Annotated in this window: 13 protein-coding genes and 1 pseudogene; 8 read left to right on the top strand and 6 right to left on the bottom strand. The window is 41.9% G+C overall.

Annotated features, from left to right (window positions below; genetic code table 11):
* Nucleotides 1-582: tetratricopeptide repeat protein (locus tag V7L07_RS15575; protein WP_335059258.1), on the top strand; the 582-nt coding region annotated here is incomplete at its 5' end.
* Here V7L07_RS15575 and V7L07_RS15580 read toward each other — a convergent pair.
* A complete protein-coding gene (locus V7L07_RS15580; protein ID WP_335059260.1) occupies nucleotides 562-765 on the bottom strand; it encodes a hypothetical protein in 204 nt (67 codons plus the stop codon). The genes V7L07_RS15575 and V7L07_RS15580 overlap by 21 nt on opposite strands.
* Before the next feature lie 206 nt (nucleotides 766-971).
* Here V7L07_RS15580 and V7L07_RS15585 point away from each other — a divergent pair, with 206 nt between their 5' ends.
* The 3 genes from V7L07_RS15585 to V7L07_RS15595 are packed head-to-tail and all read left to right on the top strand — an operon-like array spanning nucleotide 972 to nucleotide 2824.
* The gene (locus tag V7L07_RS15585; RefSeq protein ID WP_335059262.1) at nucleotides 972-2348 is read left to right on the top strand and encodes a tetratricopeptide repeat protein; all 1377 of its coding nucleotides are present in this window, start codon (nucleotides 972-974) and stop codon (nucleotides 2346-2348) included.
* Nucleotides 2349-2399: 51 nt separating this feature from the next.
* Nucleotides 2400-2600 (top strand): type II toxin-antitoxin system HicB family antitoxin, encoded by a 201-nt coding sequence (locus V7L07_RS15590; RefSeq protein WP_335059264.1) that lies wholly within the window; start codon nucleotides 2400-2402, stop codon nucleotides 2598-2600.
* Complete coding sequence (locus tag V7L07_RS15595) at nucleotides 2597-2824, top strand: type II toxin-antitoxin system HicA family toxin (protein ID WP_335059266.1); 228 nt, start codon at nucleotides 2597-2599, stop codon at nucleotides 2822-2824. The genes V7L07_RS15590 and V7L07_RS15595 overlap by 4 nt, the downstream gene beginning before the upstream one ends.
* Nucleotides 2825-2900: 76 nt before the next feature.
* Here the strand turns inward: V7L07_RS15595 and V7L07_RS15600 are convergent, their stop codons facing one another.
* Nucleotides 2901-3398 carry a pentapeptide repeat-containing protein gene (locus tag V7L07_RS15600; RefSeq protein ID WP_335059268.1) on the bottom strand — a complete coding sequence of 166 codons (498 nt, stop codon included), beginning with the start codon at nucleotides 3396-3398 and terminating at the stop codon, nucleotides 2901-2903.
* Nucleotides 3399-3621: 223 nt separating this feature from the next.
* On the opposite strand from V7L07_RS15600, the gene gcvT reads away from it, so the two are divergent.
* The 4 genes from gcvT (at nucleotide 3622) to V7L07_RS15620 (ending at nucleotide 10156) form a co-directional block, all read left to right on the top strand.
* Nucleotides 3622-4758 carry a glycine cleavage system aminomethyltransferase GcvT gene (gene gcvT, locus V7L07_RS15605; RefSeq protein WP_335059270.1) on the top strand — a complete coding sequence of 379 codons (1137 nt, stop codon included), beginning with the start codon at nucleotides 3622-3624 and terminating at the stop codon, nucleotides 4756-4758.
* 124 nt (nucleotides 4759-4882) lie between these two features.
* A complete protein-coding gene (gcvH, locus tag V7L07_RS15610) occupies nucleotides 4883-5272 on the top strand; it encodes a glycine cleavage system protein GcvH (RefSeq protein ID WP_179065104.1) in 390 nt (129 codons plus the stop codon).
* 226 nt (nucleotides 5273-5498) lie between these two features.
* A complete protein-coding gene (gcvP, locus tag V7L07_RS15615) occupies nucleotides 5499-8435 on the top strand; it encodes an aminomethyl-transferring glycine dehydrogenase (protein ID WP_335059272.1) in 2937 nt (978 codons plus the stop codon).
* A 266-nt stretch (nucleotides 8436-8701) separates the two neighbouring features.
* Nucleotides 8702-10156, top strand: coding sequence for a hypothetical protein (locus V7L07_RS15620; protein ID WP_335059274.1), 1455 nt, complete (start codon nucleotides 8702-8704; stop codon nucleotides 10154-10156).
* Nucleotides 10157-10249: 93 nt separating this feature from the next.
* On the opposite strand, the gene V7L07_RS15625 is transcribed toward V7L07_RS15620, so the two are convergent.
* From V7L07_RS15625 to V7L07_RS15640, 4 genes and pseudogenes are all read right to left on the bottom strand, one after another.
* Nucleotides 10250-11113: an SDR family oxidoreductase gene (locus tag V7L07_RS15625; protein WP_335059276.1), complete on the bottom strand. Its 864-nt coding sequence runs from the start codon at nucleotides 11111-11113 to the stop codon at nucleotides 10250-10252.
* Nucleotides 11114-11191: 78 nt separating this feature from the next.
* The gene (locus V7L07_RS15630) at nucleotides 11192-11935 is read right to left on the bottom strand and encodes a tetratricopeptide repeat protein (protein ID WP_335059278.1); all 744 of its coding nucleotides are present in this window, start codon (nucleotides 11933-11935) and stop codon (nucleotides 11192-11194) included.
* 708 nt (nucleotides 11936-12643) lie between these two features.
* A pseudogene (locus V7L07_RS15635) lies at nucleotides 12644-12847 on the bottom strand (MbtH family protein); the annotation flags it as partial.
* A gap of 562 nt (nucleotides 12848-13409) precedes the next feature.
* On the bottom strand, nucleotides 13410-13583 hold the full coding sequence (locus V7L07_RS15640; protein ID WP_335059281.1) for a hypothetical protein: 174 nt from the start codon (nucleotides 13581-13583) through the stop codon (nucleotides 13410-13412).
* Nucleotides 13584-14160 lie beyond the last annotated feature (577 nt).

Consider the following 14160-nt stretch of genomic DNA (forward strand, 5'->3'; position numbering starts at 1 on the left):
TTACTGGGAGACAACCATCCCGATGTCGCTACTAGCTTGAACAATCTTGCATTACTCTACGAATCTACAGGACGCTACAGCGAAGCCGAACCCCTTTTTGAACAAGCTTTGGAACTGAGGAAACGCTTACTGGGAGACAACCATCCCGATGTCGCTACTAGCTTGAACAATCTTGCATTACTCTACGAATCTACAGGACGCTACAGCGAAGCCGAACCCCTGTATCAGCAAGCTTTGGAACTGAGTAAACGCTTACTGGGAGACAACCATCCCCTTGTCGCTACTAGCTTGAACAATCTCGCATTACTCTACGAATCTACAGGACGCTACAGCGAAGCCGAACCCCTGTATCAGCAAGCTTTGGAACTGAGTAAACGTTTACTGGGAGACAACCATCCCCTTGTCACTACTAGCTTGAACAATCTTGCATTACTCTACGAATCTACAGGACGCTACAGCGAAGCCAAACCTCTGTATCAACAAGCTTTGGCAATTTGTGAGCAGACTTTAGGTGTAGGTCATCCCGATACAATGAGGGTTCGGGGAAATTATGCAAGATTTTTAAAAGAAGCATATCGTTAACGATCGCACCCTTTCACAAAACCACACCAAAATTTTAGCAGCGATCGCCATCAATTCTAACTTCAAAGGGCGATCGCTCCTTCTTCTCTCTTCCTTTGCGTCCTTTGCGTCCTTTGCGGTTCGATTCTCATGCTCATTAGCAAAGGGCGATCGCTCATTCATCTCTAAATTAAACTGAAACATAGAGCGATCGCTTACTTCTAAAAAATTCCGACTTTGCCGCTATTGTTGACGATAGGGCAGCACGGCGTTGTGGTCAAGCATTAAGTATTACTACTATCGGAACCGGAGGCTTCGCCATTAATTGTAACCTCAAAGGGCGATCGCTCCTTCTTCTCTCTTCCTCCGTGTCCTCTACGCCTCTGCGGTTCGATTCTCACCCTTACATATTGTCATTAGCGTTAGAGTTAGTGAGAGGATATCTGGATAAAAAACCAGATGTATCTCTGGAAACATTGCGGACGCGGCTAGAGAAGAAACGAGTGGAACAAGAACCAGTAGTCAATGCTAATTCATTGATGCCTTCTGAATATGGTGTAGCTGAAGCTTTTGAATTGAGTTGGGAAAAATTGGATGAAAATGCCCAAAGCTTTGGCTGTTTGCTAAGTTTGTGTGCCTTAGCTGACATTCCCTTATCTATTGAGACGATAGAAGATGGCAAAAAACAAGAACTCAACGAGAAAGCCATAGCCGATTTACTGGAATTGCATTTGCTACAACAGAAAAGTCAAGGAATTTATCGTCTCAATCCAGAGATTCGGCAACTTATCCAAATGAAGTTGGATAAGTCAAGTGAGGCGGATGAAGCAAAAACTAAATTTGCCGCCATGATGTTAGAGGTAGCAAAGTTAATTCCGCAACAGCCTAACCCTGAAGATATTCTCAACCTGACTCCACATATCCCACACATTACAGAAGTTGCAACCCACCTATCCCAGTATGTCGGCGATGAAAATCTCATTACTCTGTTTACCAAATTAGCCTGGTTTTATCAAGGTCAAGGGCTTTATCAGCAAGCAGAACCTTGGTTGCAACAGTGTGTAGAACTGACTCAAAATTGTCTTGGGTTAGAACATATTGTCGCCACTAGCCTCAGCAATTTAGCAGGACTCTACGAATCTACGGGACGCTACAACGAAGCCGAACCCTTGCTTGAACAAGCTTTAGAACTGAGAAAACGCTTGCTAGGAGAAGAACATATTGATGTCGCCACTAGCCTCAGCTATTTAGCATTAATCTACGAATCTACAGGACGCTATACCAAAGCCGAACTTTTGTATCAGCAAGCTTTAGAACTGTGGAAACGCCTCGTGGGAGAAGAACATCCCCATGTTGCCACGAGTCTGAACAATTTAGCAGCATTGTACTGTTATACAAGACGCTACAGCGAAGCCGAACCCTTGCTTGAGCAAGCTTTAAAATTGAGAAAACGCCTGCTGGGAGAGGAACATATCGATGTTGCCACTAGCCTGAATAATTTAGCACAACTCTACGAATCTACTGGACGCCATACCAAAGCTGAACCCTTGTATCAGAAAGCTTTAGAACTGAGTAAACGCCTGCTGGGAGACAACCATCCCGATGTTGCCATTAGCATGAATAATCTCGCCGCACTCTACCGTTATGCAAGACGCTATAGGAAAGCCAAACCCTTATTTGAGAAAGCCTTGAAAATTTGTGAACGAACTTTAGGTGTAAGTCATCCTACGACGATGACAATTCGAGAAAATTATACAAGCTGTTTAAGAGAAGCAGCATATCACTAGCGATCGCCTAAAAGTAATTCAAAATAAAAAAAGTAGTTACAACGCTCCAGCATGAAAATAAAAGTCCTATTAGAACCCAGTGATGAAGGCGGATACACCGTATATGTTCCCTCACTTCCAGGCTGTATCAGTGAAGGAGAAACTATTGAAGAAGCACTAGAAAATATCCAAGAAGCAATAGAACTTTTTCTTGAGCCACTGGAAAACGAATTCATGACTGAAGGAGCGATCGTCAGGGAATTAGTTCTGTGAGCAAAGTTCCAAACCTACCCTATACTGAGATTATTGCTGCTTTACAAAGAGACGGATGGATATTTATTCGGCAGCGAGGTAGTCACATCAGACTCGAAAAAATCACACCGGATGAAGTATTAAAATTGACAGTTCCGGCTCATCGACCAGTTAAGCGTTCTACTTTGGCTAAAATTTTGAAACAAGCTCGTATAGGAGTTGAGCAATTTTTAGAGTTATTGTAAACGCGATCGCTCTCTGCATCCTCAACAGTTTAAAATAATATCCCCCTCTTCTTGATTGATGAAGAGGGGTAAAAGTCTACTTACATCCTAAAGACTTGCGAGTATCCACACCAGTTTTAGAATTTACACCACTTGCCTTAACACAAAGCTTTTTCACTTGTACCCCATCTAAAATTGCATTTGTAAAATCAGTACCCGTGATATCCACGCCATCAAAAGTAGAACGTAGCATCATGGCATCAGTCAACACAGCATCACTTAAATCAGCATTCTTAAATCTTGTTAGATAGGCTATGCCTTCACTAAAATCAGCACCATGCAGATTTACTCCCTCCAATACGCTACCGTTAAACACGCCACCACGTAAGTCAGCATTGCTAAAATTAGCATTCTCTAATTTGAGATTGGTAAACTCAGTACCAATTAAACTTTGACCAGAATAATCCTTGCCCTTAAGTTCATTATTCCCCACAGAACGGGTAATACTGGAAGAACTTGCAGCTTGCGCCGATAGAGGAAACAAAAAAAGAACCATAGCTAAGACAAAGCTAGCTAACAGTTGCCAATATTTCATAATGTCTTCTTAATAAATCTCAACACTTTCACCTTAACTATTAAACCTCACAGAAGGGGACAAAAGGGATGAGGGAGTAGGGGATAATGGAGCAGGCAGCAAGGGAGAAGAGTTTTCCCCTTCGCCCCCCGCACCCCGCCCCTCTGCCTCTTTTCAATGCCCAAAACTGGAAAGCATCTCGTAGGATGATAGATGTTGAGGTGCGATCGCAAAATAATTACCTGTGGCTAATCAAGAAGACAACGCCCAATCTTTGGCGCGAACCCCTTTATATCAATTGGGTGTAGAACTCAAAGCCCGCTTTACCAGCTTTGGCGGCTGGGAAATGCCCGTGCAATTTAGTGGAATTAGTCGCGAACACGAGGCTGTAAGAAATACAGCCGGAATGTTCGATATTTCCCACATGGGCAAATTTACCCTCAAAGGTAAAAATCTGATTGCCCAACTCCAGTCACTAGTGCCTTCCGACTTGAGTCGTTTGCAAGCTGGTCAAGCACAATACACCGTATTGTTAAATCCCCAAGCCGGAATTATTGACGATATCATTGTTTATTATCAAGGTGAAGACACCACTGGGATACAGAAAGCATTCATCATAGTCAATGCGGCAACCTCCAATAAAGATAAAGCATGGCTATTGCAACACCTTGACCTAGATAAGTTGCAATTCCAAGACCTTTCACCAGATAAAGTCTTAATTGCCGTCCAAGGGCCAAAAGCGATTAAATATCTCCAGCCATTAGTGCAAGAAGACTTACAACCAATCAAAGCCTTTGGACATTTAGAAGCAACTCTACTAGGTAAACCTGCTTTCTTAGCCCGCACAGGTTACACCGGAGAAGATGGTTTTGAGGTGATGCTAGACCCAGATGTGGGGGTAGCATTGTGGCGAAGTCTCCATAAAGCTGGTGTTATTCCCTGTGGACTCGGCGCGAGAGATACTCTGCGCCTAGAAGCGGCGATGGCACTTTACGGACAAGATATCGATGACATCACCACACCTTTAGAAGCAGGTTTAGGGTGGCTAGTTCACTTAGATACTAAAGGCGATTTTATTGGTCGGGAAGTTTTAGCACAACAAAAAGCTACTGGAGTGCAGCGCCGATTAGTTGGTTTGCAAACCCAAGGACGTAACATTGCCCGTCACGGCTATCAAGTGTTATCCGCAGGTAAAGTTGTGGGAGAAGTTACCAGTGGCACTCTGTCGCCGACACTGGGTTATCCCGTTGCCTTAGCATATATTCCCACCCAGCTAGCAACTGTCACTCAGCAGCTAGAAGTTGAGATTCGCGGCAAAGCTTATCCAGCAGTTGTAGTTAAACGTCCCTTCTATCGGTCAAAAAATCGTGTTGCCAACTAACAAGCGCCAAGGTTTTTGAGGAATAATGTGTTGTGAGTTATTCAATCTACACTAAGGTTCATTACCAGATATGGCTTGGATGACTATCGAGGCAATAATTTTTTAATAAGGGAGAGGAAGTGATATGTCTTTTGAATATCCTGAAGATTTCAAATACCTAGATTCTCATGAATACGTGCGACTAGATGGTGAAATTGCTACCATTGGCATTACTGAGTTTGCTGTACATGAATTGGGTGATATCGTGTTTTTGGAACTACCAGATATCGGCGAAGCTATTAGCAAGGGAGATAAAATTGGCACAATTGAATCAGTGAAAGCCGTTGAAGAACTGAATTCACCAGTGACCGGCACAGTCATAGAACGTAATGATGCTTTGATTGACGATCCGGAACAAGTGTCAGATGACCCCTACGGCGAAGGATGGTTCTTGAAAGTGCGCGTCGATGATCCTGGTGAAGTTGACGACGACTTGACAGCGGCTCAGTATCGCGCACTGGTAGAAGGGGAGTAAGGGGGTAGGGGGCAGGGGGAAAAACTACAAATTCTTCTCCCCAACTCTCCCTGCTCCCTGCTCCCTTGCCTCTTTTCTATCCCCCTTGCTCCCTGCTCCCTGCCCCCTGCCTCTTTCCACTCCACTCGAAAATAAGTCATGAAATTTAGATAAATTGAAAAGTTACACCTACTTCTCATCAGTATTTATTGCAAAATATGAAATAGTACCATCTGGAGAGTAATTTGTGGTATTGAACGCCCCTATTCTCAAGTCTAATGAGCAGCAAGTGCTGGACGACAAAAGTCAAAAGTTAAGTAGTTTTGTGCCAAGACACATTGGCCCTAACTCTGATGACATCCAGCTTATGCTTAAGGTTTTGGGATTTCCCAGCCTGGATGCTCTAATCGACCAAACAGTTCCACAGGCAATTCGGCTAAAGCAACCGCTAAAGTTACCAGCAGCAGAAAGTGAGTATGCAGCACTGGCATCGTTAAAAAAAGTTGCAGCCAAAAATCAAGTTTTCCGTTCATACATTGGTATGGGATATTACGACAGTATTACCCCTCCTGTGATTGGGCGTAACATTCTAGAAAACCCTGGTTGGTATACTGCCTACACTCCCTATCAGCCAGAAATTGCCCAAGGGCGACTAGAAGCGCTACTGAATTTCCAAACCCTGATTATTGACCTCACAGGTTTAGAAATTGCCAATGCTTCCTTACTTGATGAAGCCACAGCAGCAGCAGAAGCGATGAGCCTAAGCTATGGTGTCTCCAAAAATCACGCAGATGCCTATTTTGTCTCTCATGATTGCCACCCCCAAACTATTGATGTGTTGCAAACACGCGCTAAACCATTGGGGATTAAGATTCTTGTCGGCGATCATCAAACATTTGATTTCGATCAACCAATTTTTGGGGCTGTTCTGCAATACCCTGCAAGTGATGGCTCCATTTACGACTACCATGCTTTTATAGAAAAAGCCCATGCTAAGGGTGCATTGGTGACGGTAGCAGCAGATCCTCTAAGTTTAACTTTGCTAACCCCTCCTGGGGAATTTGGCGCTGATATTGCTGTCGGTAGCACTCAGAGATTCGGTATTCCCTTGGGCTTTGGGGGCCCTCATGCGGCATACTTTGCTACGAAGGAAGAGTATAAGCGGCTGGTTCCAGGGCGAATTGTGGGAGTATCAAAAGATGCTCAAGGTAAGCCTGCATTGCGTCTTGCCTTGCAAACCCGCGAACAGCACATCCGCCGCGAAAAAGCTACTAGTAATATTTGTACAGCACAGGTTTTGCTGGCGGTAATGGCGAGTATGTACGCCGTCTATCATGGCCCTGCTGGACTGAAGCAAATTGCCGAAAATATCCACCAGCTAACTTTAATGTTGGCAGCAGGACTAAAGCATCTGGGTTACAAAATTAGTTCTGAACATTTCTTTGATACATTGCGGGTGGAGTTGGGAACACGCAGCCTGGAAGTTATTCTCGAAGCTTGTCAAGCAAGGAATATTAACCTGCGAATTTTTGATGACACTGCCGTTGGTATCTCTGTAGATGAAACAACTACAGCAGATGATTTAATAGAGCTTTTCGAGATTTTTGCCGCGCCTGATAGTCTATTGTTCGGTTTTAAAGAAATTGGAGACTTAATTGCAGCACGGCGCAAATCATCTCTACCAAACTCAACCTTTGCCCGCACCAGTACCTATCTCACTCACCCAGTTTTTAACCGCTATCACTCAGAAACGGAGTTATTACGTTATCTGCACAAGCTAGAAAGCAAGGACTTGTCGCTAACAACATCGATGATTCCTTTGGGTTCTTGCACAATGAAGTTGAATGCGACTGCTGAAATGATTCCGGTAAGTTGGGAGAAATTTGGCAAGATTCATCCATTTGCCCCAGCGTCGCAAACGCAAGGTTATCAAATCCTATTCCAGCAACTTGAGGCATGGTTAGCTGAAATTACTGGTTTTGCGGGAATTTCTCTACAACCAAATGCTGGTTCTCAGGGTGAGTATGCTGGACTTTTAGTAATTCGTCAATATCACGAAAATCGGGGCGAAGCACATCGCAATGTTTGTTTGATTCCCACTTCGGCACACGGGACAAACCCTGCGAGTGCGGTGATGTGTGGAATGAAAGTGGTGGCTGTTGCCTGTGACTCACAAGGTAATATTGACGTTGATGATTTGAAGAGTAAGGCAGAAAAACATAGTAATGAATTAGCTGCCTTAATGGTGACATATCCCTCAACTCATGGTGTATTTGAGGAGCCAATTCAGGAAATCTGCGCTGTTGTCCATAGTCATGGTGGACAAGTTTACATGGATGGGGCAAATATGAACGCCCAAGTGGGGATTTGCCGTCCTGGAGATATTGGCGCGGATGTCTGCCATTTAAACTTGCACAAAACCTTCTGTATTCCTCATGGTGGTGGTGGCCCTGGTATGGGGCCCATTGGTGTTGCATCTCATCTTGTGCCTTTTCTCCCCGGACATCCTGTTGTTACTATCAACGACTCAACTCAGCACTCACATATTGGTGCTGTGGCGGCTGCGCCTTGGGGTAGTGCAAGTATCTTGGTGATTTCTTGGATGTACATCGCCATGATGGGTGCAGATGGTTTAACCCAAGCTACTAAAGTGGCGATTCTCAATGCTAACTACATCGCTAAGAAACTGGAATCGTATTATCCGGTTTTGTATCAGGGGAAAAATGGTCTAGTTGCCCATGAATGTATTTTAGATTTGCGATCGCTCAAAAAATCAGCTGCGATTGAAATCGATGATGTCGCCAAGCGTCTGATGGATTACGGTTTCCATGCGCCGACTGTCTCCTGGCCTGTCGGGGGTACAATCATGGTGGAACCTACAGAAAGTGAATCTAAACAAGAGTTAGATCGTTTCTGTGATGCGTTGATTTCTATTCGCCAAGAAATTGCCGAAATAGAAGTCGGCAAAGTGGATGCTCAAGATAATGTTTTGAAGAATGCACCCCACACAGCCGAAAGTCTGATTACCGGAGAATGGAATCATCCTTATTCTCGCGAACAAGCTGCCTACCCTGCGCCTTGGACTCGTGAATATAAATTCTGGCCTGCTGTTGGTCGCATTGATGCAGCCTTTGGCGATCGGAATTTTGTTTGTTCTTGTCTGCCAATGGATGCTTATTCGTAGTACCTCAGCGCTAACCGCCTTTCTGTTTACAGAAAGGCGGCTACTATTTGGAGTCTCGGAATGATATGGATTTTGTTTCGTCCCAAGATGCAAGATGAAAGATTGCTTTATTAATATTAGTTCTCCATGAAGATGCAGGTAATATTTATTAAACAAACTACAAAGAAGAGATAAATTAAGTAATTATCCAGTGTAAATTTATAAAATATTAGTATAAAATCATATAGCTATTGATGTTTTTTACTTAGCTATGGAATTTAGTATATATGGTTCGATACGCATTAAATAAGAACCGTATTTTTGTTGATGCTCAATTGAGCCTCTACGATAAAGATGAAATTTTCACATGTATATTCTGCGATCGCTTACTTTTCTATAAAAAAGCGCACCATAAAACACGCAAAGAAACATCATTCTGGGTCTGTGGACATTTTTCTCATAACGTCAATATAGAAGAAGCACAAGAAACAGAAATAGATTGTATCAGCAATCAATTTGTCAGTACTAGAAGCGAAAGTGCAGTACATAAATATGCAAAAAGTCGAGCAGAAAATATACTTAATGCAACTACTCAAACCTACTTTAAACAAGACAAATTTCAGTCAATTCAAGAATACCAATATCCTGGCAGAAGGACTGATATTGCACTTGTTAATAAAAAGGGAGCAGGTTTTCTAAATTACGAAATACAGACTTCTCCTACAAGTTTTAGTTCTATTACAACAAGGGTAGAAAAAGATAAAAGTAACCATGTAGGAGCAACAATTTACGCAATCGGGGAAATCAGCAGAAGAGGATCTGCTGATGAATGGGGTAAAGGTGTTGGTGGTCTGGGTGTAACTCAGGCAGTACTGTTAGCTTCATGTCTGGAAGCTTATGGAATGGCTCAGGATATTCAAAAAGTTGCAACTCATCATGAAATCACATATTTGGAAGATACTAGAACCGGATTCATATATATAGAGGAAAAAGATATATATGGAGACATTCAATTTAATCAGCACAAGCTTATAGGCAGACATAATGAAATCAGTGATGTAACCACAGACATAACAGCCGAGGTTATATATCAAGCAATACTTGAACATGAGAAACTACTCAAAGACCCTATAATATTTGATATGGGTTTTACTGGCAAGTCTTCTATTTCACATGTGAGCGATACAGTCGAACGATTTGATGGTGATGACGATAATACAAAGAGATATGAAACACCTTTAGCAAAATTAGATTTAGAGTTACTTCAGAAACTCAAGCTACTGTGTCAAACACATCAGGGAGATATAGGGGCTGCAATAGAGTTTGATATTGATACCCATAGAGCAAAAGTTGTCTTGCTATGGCAAAGTGTAGAGCGTTATGAGTGGATAGACTTTAAAAACTTATTTATCTCAGAAGCAGATTTTATATCTACGACAAGCTCATGCAAAAAGACTGAATTAGAAAAAGAAGAAGGGAATACCACCTGCATAAAGATAATTAAAACAGAAATAATTCCTTACAATATACTCAATCCAATACAAAATTGGAGCCAGGAAACTGCAAGTAGAATACAAAGACTCAAAATAGGTGACAGATGCACCTGGATGGATGCACCCAATTGGTGGAATCCCAAGGGAGAAGAAATCAATGATATTGCCCAAGATGGAAAAGTGCGTCTTGCTTATAGCGGTAGATATATTCCTAGAGAGGAAGTGATTCTTATTGAATCTGCGGAATAAAAACCAAGCAATTGTCCACCAAATAGTCTAGAAATTGTTCTACTTGCTCTGGGCTGAATTTTTGTCTAAATCCCATTGTTTAAGTGCCAGCAACTATAGCATTTCTAATTCTTCCCTTACAGATAAAGGCTGATAACCCAATGCAAAAGCTTTGGAACTATCTAAAGAAACATCTGCCGGTCTAGGTGCTGCCATTTTCACATCTTGTTGTCGGCAGGATTTAAGACCAGTGCTAGGAAGCTGAAATACTTCCACTAATATCTGTCCAAAATCATAACGCGAAATCCGCTCTTTTCCACCTAAGTGAATGATGCCGTTAACTTTTTCTAATGCTAATAAAAGTCCTTTAGCAGCAGTTATTCCACTTACTGGGGTGCGAAATTCATCTATAAATAAACTTAGTTCTTCTTTGGCTTGTAAAGTCTGAATAAATGGCTGAATAAAGCTTTTAGCTGTGGGTGTTGCCGCACCAAACATCAACGGCATTCGACACACTGCGGTCATGGGATACCTTTCTAGCATATCTGCTTCTGCGATCGCCTTTTGCTCACCGTAAAGATTGACAGGGCACACGGCATCTGTTTCTTGATATGGGGCATTTAAGCCATCAAAAACTAAATCAGTTGAGGTAAAAGCACAAGGAATAGAATTATCTGCACACAGTCCGGCAATATTGCAGGATGCTATCACATTAATTGCGTGCGATTCTTTGGGGTTGGTTTGACAAAAATTTGGTTGCGAATGTGCAGCAGTATGAATAACTGCCGTCAGTTTGACATCATTAAATATGCGTTTCAATTCCTGAAAATTTGTTAAGTTTGCTTTTAACATTTTCATCTCAGGAATTTCTAAGGGATGGGATAAATAAGTGCCATAAATCTCCCATTCTTCTTTTGCAAGCTGGCAAAGATGCCATCCTAAAAAACCACTTGCTCCGGTGATTAACAATTTTTTCATGTCTAATCGTAAACCGCTAGCATCACGAAAAAAATCTTGTTAGGCTTATATTCTACATTGAGTAGTGGTAATAAAATACTATTGCAGTAATTTCTGAAACTGCTTTTCACTACGCACTTTGCTAAAGTCGGGGTCGGTTTTTGCTAATTTCTTGTATTTATCAGGAACAAGCTTAATTGCTTTGCCTAGATTCTCAATTGCTAATTCCAGATTATTTTCTAAAGCATAAGAGCAAGCTTTGTTGTAATATACTTGGTGCAAATCTGGCTTAATGGCGATCGCTCTATTATAAGATGCGATCGCATCTTGGTAGCGGTGTAGCTTTGTTAGAGCTATGCCTCGGTTAATTAAGGCTTCATATTTCTTAGGTTTGGTGGCGATCGCTTTGTCGTAAGATGCAAGAGCGTCTTTGTAGCGGTGCAACGATGTTAGGGCGATGCCGCGATTATACCAAGCTTCATATTTGTCGGGTTTGATGGCGATCGCTTTGTCGTAAGATACAAGAGCATCTTGGTAGCGTTGCAACGATGTTAAGGCTATGCCACGGTTAATCCAAGCTTCAGAATTCTCAACTTTGATGGCGATCGCTTTATCATAAGCTTTTATGGCATCTTCATAAAGTTGTCCATCTAATAAACGATTGCCTTGATGAAAGAAATCTTCTGCTTTTTGCGTAGCCTTCGCTTCTATGAAAAGTTGGGTTACATTACTTTCTTGAACAAATTGTGTAGTATTTTCCATCGATGAATTTGCCCCACTACTACAACCAAATGCTAAGAAAACTATCATGTTAGATGCAACGAAGCAGTGCCGAAAAACCATGCTGTACCTACAAAACTTATTGAATGATGTTAAAATCTGCTTGTTTTTTGAGTATTATCAAAATACACTAGTACCGCAAGGCGAAATTCAAAATTCAAAATTTAAAATGAATACAGCGTAAGCGTTTCATTAATTTGGAATGGTGAGGCAGTCCGGTCTTGGGGGTTTCCCCCATGAGGAACTGCCGAACCCGAAGGGGTTGTTTATTTACGCCGTGTTGTACTAGTTTTTAGCCATTAATTTACTTTTCTTTTGAGAAAGAGCTTTGTTGGCGATGCAGAGATTTTTATGAAAATCAAGCGTAGATTACATTATCATATTAGATACACACAAAGCAATCACTTAAGAGGATGTTTTATAAAGTATTGGGCGAATAGAATAAGACTGTTGGCGTATTCATGTAAACCGCAATTTCTGGGGTGAGAAGCTACGACATATCAAGCTTTTGAGGATAGCGATCGCAATTCACCAACAGAGTCATAGAATTCGTTACTACACAAATCTTAGTCCACCTCCGTGGACTAAGAAAATTGAAGAAGGCAGAAGGCAGAGGGCAGAGGGCAGGAATTCAGAATTCCCTTCTGCCTTCTGCCTCCTGCTCTCTGCCTTTCTTGATTAATTTTGCCTTCTTGTACTAGTCGGATCGTCAAAGGCTAAGTGGGTAGAAAAACGTGCAGTCCCATCTTCTGCGGAGTCAAAACATTTAATTTCCATTTTCTTACGAAGACTAAGTGGTCTCATATCAGTCCAAACTTCTTTGATGTAATCTAGACATTCTTGTTTCAAACCACTTTTGCCAGCATCCTTCCAACCGAGTGCGTTTTCTCGGTCAGCAGGCCAAATGGAATACTGTTCTTCATGATTGGCTACAACTTTGTAAATTGTTGTGTCTTCTTTGTCTTCTTGGTACATAATTTGTCTCCTGCTATTTAAACGTAATTAAGTTTGGGAAAGGGTTTCAGGTATTTCAAATGAATAGTTTATTTACCCCGATCTCTACTGATCCATCTACCTTAATAATTTGCAAGGGTAAATCTCAAGATTCCACTGGTTGAAGGTGTCCTTTACTTTCTAAACTTGCCAGTTCAATATCTGCAATACATCAAACTTTCACGTAATTAAGTGTCAAGTTCCCAACCAGATGAACTCTCCCTGTTTGATGCTCAAAGTCAGCTTCTTGTAAATATATATGCTTCTGGGTCGAGTCTGACACCTAAATCAGTACCTCCGCTAGTATTTGTGAATTTGATAAGTAAAACGACGGGGAAAAACCAAACTATGTTAATAAAAGTAAAGTAGATTCAAATGTTGTTCCCTCCTGCCTTGTGCCTTATCCTGATGATAAATATTCATACCGACCTACTTATGTACGTATCCTCGGTCAATACTTTCTTTTAGTGCTGTAGCTGTTTTTTCAGGTAGTAAGCTTGCTATAGAATGTTCCCCTATAGCATGAGTCAAATGTTTGTCGCTATTAATTGTGATTTTTACGCTCGTTGTTTTTTTCACCCAAGGGATGAGAAATTAACTTCTGATGCGCTGTTAAAGAGGGATCAAGCCAAGCTGTCAGAGCAATACTGTCAGGAATCATAAAGCAAAAAGGTTCTTGCTGATTCACAAGATTTTCTACTGCAAAACTAATAGACATCTGCGTAGGCGTAGCCCGCCGTAGGCATCGCACCCACTCAGACCAATATAAAGGTGAATGGGATACCAAGTTGCCATGATTAAACTTCCTACGTAGACCGACACCAAAGGGTGATGTTTTGACTTGCTAAATTTACTTAATAATAAAGATTATCATTAATTTTAGAAAATATCAAGCTACTTACTTAACGTCTTCCCTCATCCTTCTCCTTCTTGAGCGTGATTATTATTCTTCTTGTATGAAAAACCATGTCCAAAAGGGGAATGGGAGCAGAGGTCTATAGTTCAACGAAGAGACAGGGGGCAGAGGGCAGGGAGCGGGGGGAAATGACCCCTGACTCCTGCCTAGTTTGCGGAGCGGAACATGTTCTTACGTCCCCCACTTCTGCTAAGTGGTTCTCGTACCCTGCGGGAAGCTAACGCAACAGTTGGGGTCGAATTCCAATTCTTTTCTATCCCCCTTGCTCCCTGCTCCCTGCCCCTTTTCCTCTTTTTCAAGTTCATCGAGGAGTCGTGTAACGCGAAAGTGTTAAGCACGGTTTTGAAGGAGAGGTAGAGAAGGTGACTTCCCTATCGAC

Source organism: Nostoc sp. (assembly GCF_036916985.1).
Taxonomy (GTDB): domain Bacteria; phylum Cyanobacteriota; class Cyanobacteriia; order Cyanobacteriales; family Nostocaceae; genus Nostoc.

Bases quoted from the DNA above. Each gene is read 5' to 3' on its own strand.
- V7L07_RS15600 (WP_335059268.1), bottom strand. From the start codon at position 3,398: ATGAAATATTGGCAACTGTTAGCTAGCTTTGTCTTAGCTATGGTTCTT.
- V7L07_RS15625 (WP_335059276.1), bottom strand. From the start codon at position 11,113: ATGAAAAAATTGTTAATCACCGGAGCAAGTGGTTTTTTAGGATGGCAT.
- V7L07_RS15630 (WP_335059278.1), bottom strand. From the start codon at position 11,935: ATGGTTTTTCGGCACTGCTTCGTTGCATCTAACATGATAGTTTTCTTA.
- V7L07_RS15590 (WP_335059264.1), top strand. From the start codon at position 2,400: ATGAAAATAAAAGTCCTATTAGAACCCAGTGATGAAGGCGGATACACC.
- gcvH (WP_179065104.1), top strand. From the start codon at position 4,883: ATGTCTTTTGAATATCCTGAAGATTTCAAATACCTAGATTCTCATGAA.
- V7L07_RS15640 (WP_335059281.1), bottom strand. From the start codon at position 13,583: ATGTCTATTAGTTTTGCAGTAGAAAATCTTGTGAATCAGCAAGAACCT.
- V7L07_RS15580 (WP_335059260.1), bottom strand. From the start codon at position 765: ATGTTTCAGTTTAATTTAGAGATGAATGAGCGATCGCCCTTTGCTAAT.
- V7L07_RS15620 (WP_335059274.1), top strand. From the start codon at position 8,702: ATGGTTCGATACGCATTAAATAAGAACCGTATTTTTGTTGATGCTCAA.